14 protein-coding genes are annotated in these 15,669 nt (G+C 69.1%); 9 read left to right on the top strand and 5 right to left on the bottom strand.

The features are described from left to right. Nucleotides 1-9: 9 nt before the first annotated feature. From carA to pyrF, 3 genes are read left to right on the top strand one after another with little or no spacing between them, the layout of a single operon-like run. The gene (gene carA / locus ACIUM1_RS04330) at nucleotides 10-1,143 is read left to right on the top strand and encodes a glutamine-hydrolyzing carbamoyl-phosphate synthase small subunit (RefSeq protein ID WP_406816040.1); all 1,134 of its coding nucleotides are present in this window, start codon (nucleotides 10-12) and stop codon (nucleotides 1,141-1,143) included. After that, complete coding sequence (carB, locus tag ACIUM1_RS04325) at nucleotides 1,143-4,520, top strand: carbamoyl-phosphate synthase large subunit (protein ID WP_406816039.1); 3,378 nt, start codon at nucleotides 1,143-1,145, stop codon at nucleotides 4,518-4,520. The genes carA and carB overlap by 1 nt, the downstream gene beginning before the upstream one ends. After that, nucleotides 4,517-5,341, top strand: coding sequence for an orotidine-5'-phosphate decarboxylase (gene pyrF / locus ACIUM1_RS04320; protein WP_406816038.1), 825 nt, complete (start codon nucleotides 4,517-4,519; stop codon nucleotides 5,339-5,341). The genes carB and pyrF overlap by 4 nt, the downstream gene beginning before the upstream one ends. Nucleotides 5,342-5,347: 6 nt before the next feature. Here the strand turns inward: pyrF and ACIUM1_RS04315 are convergent, their stop codons facing one another. Next, nucleotides 5,348-5,770, bottom strand: a complete 423-nt coding sequence (locus ACIUM1_RS04315) for a molybdopterin-binding protein (RefSeq protein WP_406816037.1) — start codon at nucleotides 5,768-5,770, stop codon at nucleotides 5,348-5,350. A 976-nt stretch (nucleotides 5,771-6,746) separates the two neighbouring features. Between ACIUM1_RS04315 and mihF the strand changes: the two genes are divergently transcribed. The 5 genes from mihF to metK all read left to right on the top strand — a co-directional run bounded on the left by mihF (nucleotide 6,747) and on the right by metK (nucleotide 10,817). Further along, on the top strand, nucleotides 6,747-7,061 hold the full coding sequence (gene mihF / locus ACIUM1_RS04310; RefSeq protein WP_007171927.1) for an integration host factor, actinobacterial type: 315 nt from the start codon (nucleotides 6,747-6,749) through the stop codon (nucleotides 7,059-7,061). 88 nt (nucleotides 7,062-7,149) lie between these two features. Further along, the gene (gene gmk / locus ACIUM1_RS04305; RefSeq protein WP_406816036.1) at nucleotides 7,150-7,821 is read left to right on the top strand and encodes a guanylate kinase; all 672 of its coding nucleotides are present in this window, start codon (nucleotides 7,150-7,152) and stop codon (nucleotides 7,819-7,821) included. Nucleotides 7,822-7,895: 74 nt separating this feature from the next. After that, entirely contained in the window at nucleotides 7,896-8,222 is a 327-nt protein-coding gene (rpoZ, locus tag ACIUM1_RS04300) for a DNA-directed RNA polymerase subunit omega (RefSeq protein WP_067142516.1), read from the top strand. Between the two features lie 21 nt (nucleotides 8,223-8,243). Then, nucleotides 8,244-9,509 carry a bifunctional phosphopantothenoylcysteine decarboxylase/phosphopantothenate--cysteine ligase CoaBC gene (coaBC, locus tag ACIUM1_RS04295; RefSeq protein WP_406816035.1) on the top strand — a complete coding sequence of 422 codons (1,266 nt, stop codon included), beginning with the start codon at nucleotides 8,244-8,246 and terminating at the stop codon, nucleotides 9,507-9,509. A 96-nt stretch (nucleotides 9,510-9,605) separates the two neighbouring features. Further along, nucleotides 9,606-10,817: a methionine adenosyltransferase gene (gene metK / locus ACIUM1_RS04290; RefSeq protein WP_406816034.1), complete on the top strand. Its 1,212-nt coding sequence runs from the start codon at nucleotides 9,606-9,608 to the stop codon at nucleotides 10,815-10,817. Here metK and ACIUM1_RS04285 read toward each other — a convergent pair. The 4 genes from ACIUM1_RS04285 to ACIUM1_RS04270 are packed head-to-tail and all read right to left on the bottom strand — an operon-like array spanning nucleotide 10,814 to nucleotide 14,873. Then, complete coding sequence (locus tag ACIUM1_RS04285) at nucleotides 10,814-11,386, bottom strand: pyridoxamine 5'-phosphate oxidase family protein (RefSeq protein WP_406816033.1); 573 nt, start codon at nucleotides 11,384-11,386, stop codon at nucleotides 10,814-10,816. The genes metK and ACIUM1_RS04285 overlap by 4 nt on opposite strands. Nucleotides 11,387-11,406: 20 nt before the next feature. Continuing rightward, entirely contained in the window at nucleotides 11,407-12,903 is a 1,497-nt protein-coding gene (locus ACIUM1_RS04280) for a flavin-containing monooxygenase (RefSeq protein ID WP_406816032.1), read from the bottom strand. A 10-nt stretch (nucleotides 12,904-12,913) separates the two neighbouring features. Further along, the gene (locus ACIUM1_RS04275; RefSeq protein ID WP_406816031.1) at nucleotides 12,914-13,876 is read right to left on the bottom strand and encodes an alpha/beta hydrolase; all 963 of its coding nucleotides are present in this window, start codon (nucleotides 13,874-13,876) and stop codon (nucleotides 12,914-12,916) included. Between the two features lie 22 nt (nucleotides 13,877-13,898). After that, the gene (locus tag ACIUM1_RS04270; RefSeq protein WP_406816030.1) at nucleotides 13,899-14,873 is read right to left on the bottom strand and encodes an alpha/beta hydrolase; all 975 of its coding nucleotides are present in this window, start codon (nucleotides 14,871-14,873) and stop codon (nucleotides 13,899-13,901) included. On the opposite strand from ACIUM1_RS04270, the gene ACIUM1_RS04265 reads away from it, so the two are divergent. Beyond that, the gene (locus tag ACIUM1_RS04265) at nucleotides 14,872-15,642 is read left to right on the top strand and encodes a lysoplasmalogenase (RefSeq protein ID WP_406816029.1); all 771 of its coding nucleotides are present in this window, start codon (nucleotides 14,872-14,874) and stop codon (nucleotides 15,640-15,642) included. The two genes, ACIUM1_RS04270 and ACIUM1_RS04265, sit on opposite strands and share 2 nt — an antisense overlap. The last annotated feature ends 27 nt before the right edge of the window (nucleotides 15,643-15,669 follow it).

Below are 15,669 nucleotides of genomic sequence, written 5' to 3'. Positions count from 1 at the left end.
GCGGCGCTCGTGACAAAAGCGCAATTGGTACTCGAGGACGGGCGCGTCTTCACCGGCAGGCCGTTCGGCAAGGTCGGCCAGACGCTGGGCGAGGCCGTGTTCTCCACCGGCATGTCCGGCTACCAGGAGACGCTGACGGATCCGAGTTATCACCGGCAGATCGTGGTGGCCACCGCGCCGCAGATCGGCAATACCGGCTGGAATGGCGAGGACGCCGAGAGCCGCGGCGACAAGATCTGGGTGGCCGGCTACGCCGTGCGCGATCCGTCGCCGCGCCCGTCCAACTGGCGGGCCACCGGAACCCTGGAGGACGAACTGGTACGCCAGCACATCGTGGGGATCGCCGGCATCGACACCCGCGCGGTGGTGCGGCACCTGCGCACCCGCGGCTCGATGAAGGCGGGGGTGTTCTCCGGTGACGCGCTCGCCGATGCGGACGAACTGCTGCAGCGGGTACGCGGCCAGCAGTCGATGCTGGGGGCCGACCTGGCCGGCGAGGTCAGCACGCCGGAGCCCTACATCGTGGAATCCGAAGGCCCGCATCGGTTCACGGTGGCCGCGCTGGACCTGGGGATCAAGACGAACACGCCGCGCAACTTCGCCCGCCGGGGCGTCCGCACCCACGTGCTGGCATCGTCGGCAACCTACGAGCAGATCGTCGACATCAAGCCCGATGGCGTGTTCTTGTCCAACGGCCCCGGTGACCCTGCCACCGCCGATCACGTTGTCGCCGTCACCCGCGAGGTGCTGGGCGCCGGGATCCCGTTGTTCGGCATCTGTTTCGGCAATCAGATTCTGGGCCGGGCGCTGGGACTGTCCACCTACAAGATGGTGTTCGGCCACCGCGGCATCAACATCCCGGTGATCGACCACGCCACCGGCCGGGTGGCCGTGACCGCCCAGAACCACGGCTTCGCGCTCGAGGGGGAGGCCGGTCAGTCCTTCGACACGCCGTTCGGCTCGGCGGTGGTCAGCCACACCTGCGCCAACGACGGAGTGGTCGAAGGCGTCAAACTCAAGGACGGGCAAGCTTTCTCGGTCCAGTACCACCCCGAGGCCGCGGGTGGGCCGCACGATGCGGAGTACTTGTTCGACCAATTCATCGACCTGATGGCGGCCGCAAACCGCGGAAGGGAGCGGTAGTGCCGCGTCGTACCGACCTGCGTCACGTGCTGGTGATCGGCTCGGGTCCGATCGTGATCGGGCAGGCCTGCGAATTCGACTACTCCGGCACGCAGGCGTGCCGGGTGCTGCGGGCCGAGGGCCTGCAGGTCAGCCTGGTCAACTCCAACCCGGCGACCATCATGACCGACCCCGAATACGCCGACCACACCTACGTCGAGCCGATCACCGCCGCCTTCGTGGAGAAGGTGATCGCCCAGCAGGCCGAGCGCGGCAACAAGATCGACGCGCTGCTGGCCACCCTGGGTGGGCAGACCGCGCTGAACACCGCTGTTGCGCTGTACGAGAACGGGGCGCTGGAGCGCCACGGCGTCGAGCTCATCGGTGCCGACTTCGACGCCATCCAGCGCGGCGAGGACCGGCAGATGTTCAAAGACATCGTCGCCAAGGTGGGCGGTGAATCCGCCCGCAGCCGAGTCTGTTTCACCATGGAGGAGGTCCGCGAGACGGTCGAGGAGCTCGGCCTGCCGGTCGTGGTGCGGCCCAGCTTCACCATGGGCGGCCTGGGTTCGGGCATGGCGCGATCCGTCGAGGAGGTCGACCGGATGGCCGGCGCCGGACTGGCGGAAAGCCCCAGCGCCAACGTGCTGATCGAGGAATCGATCTACGGCTGGAAGGAATTCGAACTCGAGCTGATGCGCGACGGCAACGACAACGTGGTCGTGGTGTGCTCGATCGAGAACTTCGACCCGATGGGGGTGCACACCGGCGACTCGGTCACCGTCGCGCCGGCGATGACGCTGACCGACCGGGAATACCAGCGGATGCGCGACCTGGGCATCGCGATCCTGCGCGAGGTCGGGGTGGACACCGGCGGCTGCAACATCCAGTTCGCGATCAACCCGGTCGACGGCCGGCTGATCGTCATCGAGATGAACCCGCGGGTGTCGCGGTCCAGCGCGCTGGCGTCCAAGGCCACCGGTTTTCCCATCGCCAAGATCGCCGCCAAGCTCGCCATCGGGTACACGCTCGACGAGATCGTCAACGACATCACCAAGGAGACGCCGGCCTGCTTCGAGCCCACCCTGGACTACGTGGTGGTCAAGGCTCCGCGGTTCGCGTTCGAGAAGTTCCCGGGTGCCGATCCCACGCTGACCACCACCATGAAATCTGTTGGCGAGGCAATGTCGTTGGGCCGCAACTTCATTGAAGCGCTGGGCAAGGTGATGCGGTCGCTGGAGACCACTCGCGCCGGCTTCTGGACCAAGCCGGACGATCCGGCGGCGGCCGAAAATGGGCCGGCCGAGGTGCTGGCCCGGCTGCGGACGCCGACCGAGGGCCGGCTCTACGACATCGAACTGGCGCTGCGGCTGGGCGCGCCGGTGGAGCAGGTCGCCGAGGCCAGCGGAGTCGACCCGTGGTTCGTCGCACAGATCGGCGAGCTGGTCGAGTTGCGCGCGGAGCTGATCGCCGCCCCGGTGCTCGACGCCGACCTGCTGCGCCGCGGTAAGCACAGCGGGTTGTCGGACCGGCAGATCGCCGCGCTGCGGCCCGAATTGGCCGGCGAGAACGGCGTGCGGTCGCTGCGCGAGCGGCTTGGTGTGCACCCGGTGTACAAGACCGTCGATACCTGCGCGGCCGAATTCGAGGCCAAGACGCCGTATCACTACAGCAGCTACGAACTGGATCCCGCCGCCGAAACGGAGGTGGCCCCGCAGACCGAGAAGCCCAAGGTGCTGATCCTGGGATCGGGACCCAACCGGATCGGCCAGGGCATCGAATTCGACTACAGCTGCGTGCACGCGGCAACCACCTTGTCGCAGGCCGGCTTTGAGACCGTGATGGTCAACTGCAACCCGGAGACGGTGTCCACCGACTACGACACCGCGGACCGGCTGTACTTCGAGCCGCTGACTTTTGAAGACGTGCTCGAGGTGTTCCGCGCCGAGCAGCAGTCGGCCGGTGACGGCCCCGGTGTGGTCGGGGTGATCGTGCAACTCGGCGGCCAGACCCCGCTCGGGCTGGCGCAGCGCCTGGCCGACGCCGGCGTGCCGATCGTCGGGACCCCGCCGGAGGCCATCGACCTGGCCGAGGACCGCGGCGCCTTCGGCGACGTGCTCACCGCGGCCGGCCTGCCCGCGCCGAAGTACGGCACCGCAACGAGTTTCGCCCAGGCCCGACGGATCGCCGAAGACATCGGCTACCCGGTGCTGGTGCGGCCGTCCTACGTGCTGGGCGGCCGGGGCATGGAGATCGTCTACGACGAGGAGACGCTGCGGGGCTACATCACCCGCGCCACCGAACTCTCCCCCGAGCATCCGGTGCTCGTCGACCGCTTCCTCGAGGACGCGGTGGAGATCGACGTGGACGCGCTGTGCGACGGCGCCGAGGTCTACATCGGCGGCATCATGGAGCACATCGAGGAGGCCGGCATCCACTCCGGCGACTCGGCGTGCGCGCTGCCGCCGGTCACGCTGGGCCGCAGCGACATCGAGAAGGTGCGCCGCGCCACCGAGGCCATCGCGCACGGCATCGGCGTCGTGGGCCTGCTCAACGTGCAGTATGCGCTCAAGGACGACGTGCTCTACGTCCTGGAGGCCAACCCGCGGGCCAGCCGCACGGTGCCGTTCGTGTCGAAGGCCACCGCGATCCCGCTCGCCAAGGCGTGCGCCCGGGTCATGTTGGGGGCCAGCATCGCCCAGCTCCGCGAGGAGGGACTGCTGGCGGCGTCCGGCGACGGCGCTCATGCCGCGCAGAACGCTCCGATCGCGGTCAAGGAAGCCGTGCTGCCCTTCCACCGGTTCCGCCGCATCGACGGCGCCGCCATCGACTCGCTTCTCGGCCCGGAGATGAAATCCACCGGCGAGGTGATGGGTATCGACCGCGACTTCGGCAGCGCCTTCGCCAAGAGCCAGACCGCCGCGTACGGTTCGCTGCCCGCCCGGGGCACCATCTTCGTGTCGGTCGCCAACCGGGACAAGCGCTCGCTGGTGTTCCCCGTCAAGCGGCTGGCCGACCTGGGATTTCGCGTCCTTGCCACCGAGGGAACCGCGGAGATGCTGCGCCGCAACGGGATTCCCTGCGACGAGGTGCGCAAGCACTTCGAGGACCCGCAGCCCGGCCGACCCGAGATCTCGGCCGTCGACGCCATCAAGGCCGGCGAGGTCGACATGGTGATCAACACGCCCTACGGCAACTCCGGTCCACGCATCGACGGCTACGAAATCCGTTCGGCCGCCGTGTCGGTCAACATCCCGTGCGTCACCACGGTGCAGGGCGCCTCGGCCGCCGTGCAGGGCATCGAAGCGGGCATCCGCGGCGACATCGGCGTGCGTAGCCTGCAAGAATTGCACAGCCAGATCGCTCAGGGCGGCGCGCCCGGCAACGGGGATCGGTGACCGGGTTCGGCGTCCGGCTGGCGGGCGCGAAGGCGGAACGGGGGCCGCTGTGCGTGGGCATCGACCCGCATCCCGAGCTGCTGCGCGCGTGGGGACTGCCCACCACCGCTGACGGTCTGGCCGCGTTCTGCGACATCTGCATCGAGGCGTTTTCCGGATACGCCGTCGTCAAACCGCAAGTGGCGTTCTTCGAGACGTACGGCGCCGCCGGATTCGCGGTGCTGGAACGCACCATCGCGGCGCTGCGCTCGGCGGGGGTGCTGGTACTGGCCGACGCCAAACGGGGCGACATCGGCACCACGATGGCGGCGTACGCCGCCGCCTGGGCGGGTGATTCGCCGCTGGCCGCCGACGCCGTGACGGCCACCCCGTACCTGGGGTTCGGCTCGCTGCGGCCGCTGCTGGAGGCCGCCGCGGCGCACGACCGCGGGGTGTTCGTGCTGGCGGCCACCTCCAACCCGGAGGGGGCGACGGTGCAGCGTGCCGCCTTCGACGGCCGCACCGTGGCCCAGCTGGTCGTCGATCAGGCGGCGGTGGTGAACCGCTCCGCGACGCCGTCCGGGCCGGGCTATGTGGGCGTGGTGGTGGGCGCGACGGTGTTGCAGGCGCCCGATCTCAGCGCGCTCGGCGGTCCGGTCCTGGTGCCCGGGCTGGGTGTCCAGGGCGGGCGGCCCGAGGCGCTCGCCGGGTTGGGCGGCGCGGCACCCGGTCAGCTGCTGCCCGCGGTGGCCCGCGAGGTGCTACGGGCCGGGCCGGGCGTGGCGCAGCTGCGGGCGGCGGCCGATCGGATGCTGGACGCGGTCGCCGACCTGGCGATGTGACGGGGACTAGTCCGACGCGAGTGCGGTGCTGGGCCGCGCGGTTTCGACGATGACGGTGGTGGCCTTGACGACGGCCACCGCGACGCTGCCGGGACGCAGCTGCAGTTCCTCGGCGGCCTCCGTGCTCATCAGCGACACGACCGTGAACGGGCCGCATTGCATTTCCACCTGGGTCATCACCTTGTCGCTGACCACCGACGTGACCAGCCCGACGAAGCGATTGCGGGCCGAGCTGCCGATGCTGAGCGGGTCGGCCGGCGGGGCGGGCGCATTGGTGCGGGAGAACTGCGCGAGGTCCTCGCTGGCGATCACCTTGCGGCCGGCGGCGTCGTGACTGACCGCCAGGGTGCCCTGGTTGATCCAGCGCCGCACGGTGTCGTCGCTGACGCCGAGCAGCTCAGCCGCCTGGCGAATTCGCAGGTTGGACACTCGTCGATGGTATCGGATTCCGTACCGCCGATTAGCTGAAATGGGACGGGGCGGCGGCGCCGTCCGGCAAGTACGGACTCGCGGTCATTCTCAGTCCGCGGATGCGGCGATAGGCGCGATATTCGCCCGGTTCCCGCGGGAATCGAGCACCCGGCGTCGCCGCGCACATCCGGCGTGGCGCCGAACCGTCGGCGATCAACGCCCCTGTGGCCCTTGGAGGTTGGCGAAAGTTCACCATTTGTTCGGGTGAGCGAACCCTGATCGTCCGAGGTGGTTCGGTCGCGGCGTCGGTTCCGACGCCCGCCGCCGAGCGGAGGCGCGCCGCGGCGGCCGGTCCGACCGGCGACCTCGGCCACCACGTCCATCGGCGGCCCGGTCGGTTGCTGGACGACCCGCGCGTGACCTGCGGACAGCGGCCCAGCTAGGCCGGCGTCCCCGCGCGGCGGCGGCCCGCGGCGCCGGCCCGCCCCGCCCCGCCGGTGCCCGGGCCCGCGTGAATCCGGAGATCGCAGACCGCCGTGGGCGCCGCCCGCGCCCGCCGAGACCGGTTCATCGGGCCGGACGGCGGTTTTGGCCTGCCGTTTGGCCGGCGGCGCGACACGCGCGACACGCCGCAAGAGAATCCGTGATCCCTCTTACCAGGCGTGCCGGTGGCCAGCAGGCGCCTCCCCGGACGGACCGGCACCACGGCCGTCGGCCCCGCCGGAAGCCGAATGCCCAGGTAGGCGGTGCAACAACGCGCTGAACCGGGGCGGGTGCCGGCACCCGGACGGCGCCCGACGCGGCCATCGTCGACGCCGGCTGCCGCGCCGCCCGGGCCGGCCACACGCCGGTGCATGCTGGGACTTTGCCCCCTTAACCAGGGGGTCGGGTTAGATTTCGTCAGGAGGCCTGAGTACGGTCGTCTGCGCTGGCAGAAGTACCGGCGAGACAAAATGAGATCGATTGAAATTGATTGATCAGATACGGAGGAATCGTGGCCCTTCCCCAGTTGACCGACGAGCAGCGCGCGGCCGCGTTGGAGAAGGCGGCAGCCGCACGTCGAGCGCGAGCAGAGCTCAAAGACCGCCTGAAGCGTGGCGGCACCAACCTCACCCAGGTGCTCAAGGACGCCGAGACCGACGAAGTCCTGGGCAAGATGAAGGTTTCCGCGCTTCTCGAGGCGTTGCCCAAGGTGGGCAAGGTCAAGGCGCAGGAAATCATGACTGAGTTGGAGATCGCCCCCACCCGCCGCCTGCGCGGTCTCGGTGATCGTCAGCGCAAGGCCCTGCTGGAAAAGTTCGGCTCCTAACCCGGCCGCCGACGATGCAGGCCGAATGGCCTGAGGAGAAGGCGGGCAATCCGACCCGAGCCGTGGGCGCACCCGCCCAGGAGCGCCCGTGAGCGCCGGCGGGGGACCGGACGTCCAGCACGGGACACGTCCTGAACCATCAGGTAACGGACGTGTGGTCGTGCTGTCCGGTCCCTCCGCGGTCGGCAAGTCGACTGTGGTCCGATGCCTGCGTGAGCGGGTCCCGGACCTGCATTTCAGCGTCTCGGCCACGACGCGGGCGCCGCGGCCCGGCGAGGTCGACGGCGTCGATTACCACTTCGTCAGCCCCGCCCGTTTCCAGCAGCTCATCGACGAGGGCGCGCTGCTGGAGTGGGCCGAAATCCACTCGGGACTGCACCGATCCGGCACCCTGGCCGAACCGGTCCGGGCAGCGATGGCCCGCGGACTGCCGGTGCTGATCGAGGTGGATCTGGCCGGTGCCAGGGCCGTCAAGCAGGCGATGCCCGAGGCCCTGGCGGTGTTTCTGGCGCCGCCCAGCTGGGAGGACCTCGAGGCCAGGCTCGTCGGCCGCGGCACCGAGTCGCCGGAGGTCATGCGGCGGCGCCTGGAGACCGCCCGCGTCGAAATGGCGGCCCAAAACGACTTCGACCGGGTGGTCGTGAACAGTGAATTGGAGTCAGCCTGCTCGGAATTGGTATCCTTGCTGGTGGGAACTGCGCCGGGCCGGCAAGAACCGTCCGGCCAAAGCAGGAACCGGACCGCATCCCAGCAAGATTGACCACCGAATTTTTCAGCTTTTCCAGTGGCTTTTCGGTTCAAGAGCCGCTCTAATCCGCCAGGAGATTGACCTAAGTGAGTATTCCGCAGTCCGACGCGGCATTGGCCGCCGTCCCCGACCGGTTCGATCCGTCCGCCGGGGGACAGGGCGCATACGACACCCCGCTGGGCATCACCAACCCGCCCATCGACGAGCTGCTGGACCGCGTCTCGAGCAAGTACGCCCTGGTGATCTACGCCGCCAAGCGGGCCCGTCAGATCAACGACTACTACAACCAACTCGGTGAGGGCATCCTCGAATACGTCGGTCCGCTGGTCGAGCCGGGGCTGCAGGAGAAGCCGCTATCGATCGCGATGCGCGAGATCCACGGCGACCTGCTCGAGCACACCGAGGGCGAGTAACAGGGCCGGGCCGGGCGCGCTGTGGACAACCGCGATCGGGTCGCGAAGAGAGTAATCGTCGGCGTCTCCGGCGGTATCGCCGCCTACAAGGCGTGCACCGTCGTGCGTCAGCTCGCCGAGGCCGGTCACTCGGTCCGCGTCATCCCGACCGAGTCCGCGCTGCGTTTCGTCGGGGCCGCCACGTTTGAGGCGCTCTCCGGTCAGCCGGTGCATACCGGCGTGTTCGACGACGTGCCGGAGGTTCCGCATGTCCGGCTCGGCAAACAGGCCGACCTGGTCGTGGTGGCGCCGGCCACGGCGGACCTGCTGGCCCGGGCGGTGCACGGCCGGGCCGACGATCTGTTGACCGCCACGCTGCTCACCGCGCGATGTCCGGTGCTGTTCGCGCCGGCCATGCACACCGAGATGTGGTTGCATCCCGCCACCGTGGACAACGTGGCCACCCTGCGCCGCCGGGGCGCGGTGGTCCTCGAACCCGCCGCCGGCCGGCTCACCGGAACGGACAGCGGGTCGGGCCGGCTACCCGAAGCCGAAGAGATCACCACCCTCGCTCACCTGCTGCTCGAGCGAAACGACGCGCTGCCCTACGACCTCGCCGGCTGCAAGGTGCTGGTGACCGCGGGGGGCACCCGCGAACCGGTCGATCCGGTGCGCTTCATCGGCAACCGCAGCTCCGGCAAGCAGGGCTACGCGGTGGCGCGGGTGGCCGCCCAGCGCGGCGCCGAGGTCACGCTGATCGCCGGGCACACCGCCGGGCTGATCGATCCCGCCGGCGTCGAGGTCGTCCACGTCAGCTCGGCCGAGCAACTGGGTGACGCCGTGGCCAAACACGCGGCCGAGGCGGACGTGCTGGTGATGGCCGCTGCCGTCGCCGACTTCCGGCCGGCCCGGGTTGCGGCCGCCAAGATCAAAAAGGGCCCGCAGGATGAAGACCGGCCGCCCACCATCGAGCTGGTCCGCAACGACGACGTGCTGGCCGGTGCGGTACGGGCGCGCGCCAACGGGGAACTGCCCGGCATGCGGGCCATCGTGGGGTTCGCCGCCGAGACCGGTGACGCCAACGGCGACGTGCTGTTTCACGCGAGGGCGAAGCTGCGCAACAAGGGTTGCGATCTGTTGGTCGTCAACGCGGTGGGCGACGGCAGGGCCTTCGAGGTGGACAGCAACGACGGTTGGCTGCTGGCGGCCGACGGGACCGAGTCGGCGCTGCAGCACGGCTCCAAGACATTGATGGCCAGTCGTATCGTGGATGCGATCGCCGCGTTCCTGCACGGGGGCAGCGGGTAGAACGGTCGAGTTCTTCTCGGCACCGGGGCAGGTGCTGGCCGGGCCGACGCCAGCCGATATAATTCGGCTAACTAACTATTTGGAAGGATTGGCATTGTGAGCGAAAAGGGTCGCCTGTTTACCAGTGAGTCGGTGACTGAAGGACATCCCGACAAGATCTGTGACGCGATCAGCGACTCGGTCCTTGATGCGCTGCTGGCCCAGGACCCTCGTTCACGTGTCGCGGTCGAGACGCTGGTGACCACCGGGCAGGTGCACGTGGTCGGTGAGGTGACGACGACGGCCAAGGAAGCCTTCGCCGACATCACCAACACGGTTCGTGAGCGCATCCTCGACATCGGTTACGACTCGTCGGACAAGGGCTTCGACGGGGCGTCGTGCGGGGTGAACATCGGTATCGGTGCGCAGTCGCCCGACATCGCCCAGGGTGTGGACACCGCGCACGAGGCGCGCGTCGAGGGGGCCGCGGACCCGCTGGACGCCCAGGGCGCCGGTGATCAGGGTCTGATGTTCGGTTATGCGATCAATGACACCCCCGAGCGGATGCCGCTGCCGATCGCGCTGGCCCACCGGTTGTCGCGCAAGCTGACCGAGGTGCGCAAGAACGGCACGCTGCCCTACCTGCGCCCGGACGGCAAGACACAGGTCACCATCGAGTACGAGGACGACGTCCCGGTGCGGCTGGACACCGTGGTGGTCTCCACCCAGCACGCCGAGGGCGTCGACCTGGAGAAAACGCTGGATCCCGACATCCGCCGGCACGTGCTCAAGACCGTGCTCGACGAGCTGGCCCACGACACCCTGGACTCGTCGGCAACGCGGGTGCTGGTCAATCCGACCGGCAAGTTCGTCCTGGGTGGGCCGATGGGTGACGCCGGGTTGACCGGCCGGAAGATCATCGTCGACACCTACGGCGGGTGGGCCCGTCACGGCGGTGGCGCGTTCTCCGGCAAGGATCCGTCCAAGGTGGACCGCTCGGCGGCCTACGCGATGCGTTGGGTGGCCAAGAACATCGTCGCGGCCGGGCTGGCCGAGCGGGTCGAGGTGCAGGTGGCCTACGCCATCGGCAAGGCGGCCCCGGTCGGGCTGTTCATCGAGACGTTCGGTACCGCGACGGTCGATCCGGTCAAGATCGAGAAGATCGTGCCCGAGGTGTTCGACCTGCGGCCCGGTGCGATCATCCGCGACCTGGACCTGCTGCGCCCCATCTACGCCCAGACCGCCGCCTACGGGCACTTCGGCCGTACCGACGTCGAGCTGCCCTGGGAGCAGCTGAACAAGGTCGACGACCTCAAGCGCGCGATTTAGCGCGACGCTCGCGGCGCCGGGTGATCGGCATCCAGCGCGGGTAGTCCGTCGATGCTGCGCTGGTTGCGATCCACCAGCCGGCCGAACTGCTCATCGGTGGCCTTGCGATGCACGGCGGCAAGCACCGGGCGTTCGTCGACGAGCTCGTAATGCGGCACCGCGAAGCCGCAGGCGTCGGCGATCCGCTCCACATCGATCACGATGATGGTGCGGATCCCCGCATGCTGGTCGCCGAAATGCCGCATCAGCTGGGCGAATTCGGTGTCGTCCGGGCGAACCACCCGCCCGGTGCCGAACAGCCGCAGAATCCGCGAGTTGCGGGTGAACGAGCAGAACATCACGGTGATGCGGCCGTTGTCGCGCAAATGGGCGACCGTCTCCACGCCGCTGCCGAACAGATCGAGGTAGGCGACGGTGTGCTCGTCGAGCACCGCGAACGTGTCGCGATATCCCTTGGGCGACAGATTGATTCGCCCGCCCTCGGTGGGAGCGGTGGCGACGAAGAAGACGGCCTGCTCCCGGATGAAGTCGCGAAGCGACTGGTCGATGCGCGCAAATTCCTTGGCCACGTGAGAAGCCTAGCCGCCGACTAGCGGGTGAACCGGTAGTCGTCCAGACTGAACCGCCGGCTGCGCCAGTACACCTCCGGCGTGGTGCCTGGCCGCAACGGCACGTCGCCGTTCTTGTCGAAGTAGTAGCTGTTGGCCAGCCGGCAGCTGTCCTGCCAGAAGATCTGCCGGGGCCGCCGGCGCATCATCTCGGCGAAGTAGCGGTCGTTGGCCTCCTGGCTCACCTCGACGCGGGTCGCGCCGACCCGCTCGGCCCGCTTGAGGCAGCGCACGATGTGATGCGTCTGCGCCTCGATCAGCGCGAAATAGGAGGAGCCGACGTAACCGTACGGGCCGAACACGGTGAACAGGTTGGGAAACCCCGGGATGGTGACGCCCTCGTACGCCTGCAGCCGGTGCTCATCCCAGAAGCGGCTCAACGACTTTCCACCGCTTCCGATCACGGCGAACGTCGGCACGTTGTCGGGGTCCATCACCTTGAAGCCGGTCGCCAGGATCAGCACGTCGATCTCGTGGTTCTCGCCGTCCGTGGTGGCCACCGCGTCGGGGGTGATCTTGTCGATCGGTTCGGTGACCAACCGCACGTTGTCGCGGTTGAACGTGGCGAGGTAACCGTTGTGGAAGCCGGGGCGTTTGCAGCCGACCGCGTACTTCGGGGTGAGCTGCTCGCGCACGGCCGGATCCCGAACCTGTTGGCGCAGATAGGACTTACCCAGCGAGGCCATCCTCTTGGCCAGCGGGATGACGGTGAAGTAGTGCGCCGAGATGGGGAAGGTGAGCTCCACGTAGGCCTGGCTGAGCAGGCGCTGCAGGGACTTGCCCCCGGGAATTCGCATCGCCCAGCGCGCCGGCGCGGGCAGCGGGACGTCGAACTTCGGGAAGCACCAGATCGGCGTGCGCTGAAACACCGTGAGCGACGACACGATCGGCGCGATTTCGGGAATCACCTGCACGGCCGAGGCGCCGGTGCCGATCACCGCGACGCGCTTGCCGCGCAAGTCCTGGTCGTGATCCCAGCGCGCGGTGTGCATGGTGATGCCGCCGAACGAGTCCACGCCGTCGATGTCGGGCAGGTTGGGCACCGTCAGGACCCCGCAGGCGCTGATCAGAAACCGCGCGGTGATTTCGCCCGCGGGGTCGGTCTGCACCCGCCACACGCCATGCTCGTCGTCGAACTCGGCGGTTTGCACCTTGGTGTTGAAGCGGATCCGCGATCGGATGCCGTACTTGTCGGCGCAGTGTTCGGCATAGGCCTTGAGCTCTCGGCCCGGCGCGTAGGTGCGCGACCAGTGCCGGCTCTGCTCGAAGGAGAATTGGTAAGAGAACGACGGAATGTCCACGGCGATACCGGGATAGGTGTTCCAGTGCCAGGTCCCGCCGACCCCGTCGCCGGCTTCGATCATCAGGTAGTCGGGCAGCCCGGCCCGGTCCAGGTTGATGGCCGCGCCGATGCCGGAGAAGCCGGCGCCGATGATCAGCGTGTGATAGTCGGGGGATTGGGCTTCCTGCGTGACCATCGTCGCCTGCCTACGGGTGCAGCGCCTTGTTAAGCGCCGTCAGGCCCCGCTCGGTGGCCTCGGCGGCGGCGGGTATCGCCAGGGCGAAACTGACGAACCCGTGCACCAGGGTGGGCTCGTTGCTCAGCTCGACCGGGACGCCGGCGGCGCCCAGCAGCTCGGCGTACCGGGCCCCGTCGTCGCGCAGCGGATCGTGTTCGGCGGTGCCGATGTAGGCGGGCGCCACGCCGGACAGGTCCGCGGCGTTCGCCGGGGCCATGGTGGCGGGCAGCGCCTTCGGGTCGCTGATATCGAGGTCGGGGACGTACCAGGCCAGAAAGGCGTCGATCACCTCACGGTTCAGAATCGGCGCGTCGGCGTTCTCGGTGTACGACGGCAGGGACAGATCCGCGGTGACCGTGGGGTACCACAGCAACTGGAAGCGCAGTGCGGGCCCGCCGTTATCGCGGGCCAACAGCGCGGTCACTGCGGCGAGGTTGCCGCCCGCCGAGTCACCGGCCACGGCGATGTTGTTCGGGTCTCCGCCGAGTTCGGCCGCATGCTCGGCGACCCATTGCAGGGCCGCCCAGCAGTCGTCCACGCCCGCCGGGAACGGATGCTCCGGGGCCAGCCGGTAGCCGACAGACACCACGATGGCCTCGGCGCCGACGGCGTGCGCGCGGGCAACCGGGTCGTGGGTGTCCAAGTCGCCGAGGCAAAACCCTCCGCCGTGGTAGAAGACGACCACCGGCAGCGGGGCGAGGTCGGTGTCGGGCCAGCAGATGCGCACCGGGATGTCGGTGGCCTCGCCGTGGGCGATCATGCGATTCTCGAGCCGCAGGTCCGGCAGCATTTCCGCGGGCACCTTGAGCAACTTGAGGCGCGCGCGGGCGGCCTGGACGCCGTCGGCCTGGCGGAAGGTCATCGGATACGCGTCGAGCAATGCCTTCAGCGTGGGATCGATCGCGGGGCGGGCGGTGGTCGGCTCGCTCATGCGTTCACCGTACGCCGCGGGATCACCGGTGTAGGGCGTTCCGCAGCGCGGTCAGTCCGCTTTCCAGCGCCGCGGTGGCCGCGGGCACCACGCCGGCATAGCCCAGGTAGCCGTGCACCAGCGTCTCCGCGTTGTGTACCCGGGCGGCGACGCCGGCGGCGGTCAGCAATTCGCCGTACCGGATGCCGTCGTCGCGCAGCGGGTCGTATCCGGCGACGGCGATGTAGGCCGGCGCCAGGTTGCTCAGGTCCCTGGCCCGCCCCGGCGCCATGTCCGACGGCGGATCGGACAGGTCGACTTCCCCGGCGTACCAACGAGAGAACTCCGCGACCGCCTTGACGTCCAGGATCGGTGCGGTGGCGTTCTCGGTGAACGACGGCAGCGACGCATCCCACATGGTCGACGGATACCACAACAGCTGGAACACGATCGGCGGAGCGCCATGGTCCCGCGCCCGCTGCGAAACCGCGGCGGAGATGGTGCCGCCGGCCGAATCCCCGGCGACGGCGATCCGGCGCGGGTCGCCGTGCAGTTCGGCGGCGTTCTCGGCAACCCAAAGTGTTGCGGCCCAACCGTCTTCGACGGCGGCGGGGTAGGGGTGCTCGGGAGCCAGCCGGTAGTCGACGGACACCACGATCGCGTCGGCGCCGACCGCATGCTGACGGGCGGTGCCGTCGTGGGTATCCAGGTCGCCGATGACGAAGCCGCCGCCGTGGAAATACAGTACGACGGGTGCCGCGGCGCCGTCCGGATGGTCATCGGAATGGCTTGGTGGCCAATAGATCCGGACCGCGAGAGGGCCGGCGGGCCCGGGTATCGTGCGGTCCTCGACGCGCAGCTCGGGATGCAGTGGCCGGCGGGGCAGGTCGCGGAAGCGTTGCCGCGCTGCGTCGATTCCGTCTTCAGTGGATAGCCGGAAGGGAACCGCATCCAGTACCTTCTGCAGGATGGGGTCGATAGCGGGTTTCTCGTCGGCTGTGTTATCCAAGCTGGGCATGGACGTACCGTACGCACCTCGTCTGGTGGCCGGCGCTTGGGTGGTGGCCGGCTGGGTGGCCCTCGGCTACGGCATCTACCTGACCGTGCTGGCGCTGCGCTCGCCGCCGGGAACGGAGCTGACCGGGCACTGGGTGTTGCAGCCGGCGTTCAAGGCCTCGATGGCGTTTTTGCTGACGCTGGCCGCGGCGGGGCACGCCAAGGTGCGCGAGCGGCGGTGGCTGATGTCGGCGCTGCTGCTTTCGGCCATCGGCGACTGGGCGCTGGCCCTCCCGTGGTGGTCGCTGTCGTTCGTGGTGGGCCTGGCGGCATTCCTATTGGCGCACTTGTGTTTTGTGGCCGCGCTGCTCCCGCTGGTCCCGGCATTCTCGGCGGGGTCACCCGACGCGCGGCCATCGACGGTGCGCATCGTCGCGGCGATGCTGATGTGTGCGGCGTCGGTCGCGCTGCTGGTCTGGTTCTGGCCCCACCTGGGCCCGGAAAAGCTGACGCTCCCGGTGACGGTCTACATCGTGGTGCTGACCGCGATGGTGTGCACGGCCCTGCTGGCCAAACTGCCCACGATCTGGACGGCGGTGGGAGCGGTGTGCTTCGCGGCCTCGGACTCGATGATCGCCATCGGCCGCTTCATTCTGGGCAACGAGGCGCTGGCCGTGCCGATCTGGTGGTCGTATGCCGCGGCGCAGATCTTGATCACCGCCGGGTTCTTCTTCGGCCGGGAGCTTCCCGCTGAGGCCGCCGGGACCGCGCCGGCGTCCGCCGAAAACTGATTGTCGCCGGTGTCCGGTACGCTGCGG

It is taken from the genome of Mycobacterium sp. M23085, assembly GCF_045343915.1.
In the GTDB taxonomy this organism is placed as follows: Bacteria; Actinomycetota; Actinomycetes; order Mycobacteriales; family Mycobacteriaceae; genus Mycobacterium.
This window is presented reverse-complemented; position numbering and strand designations above follow the sequence as displayed.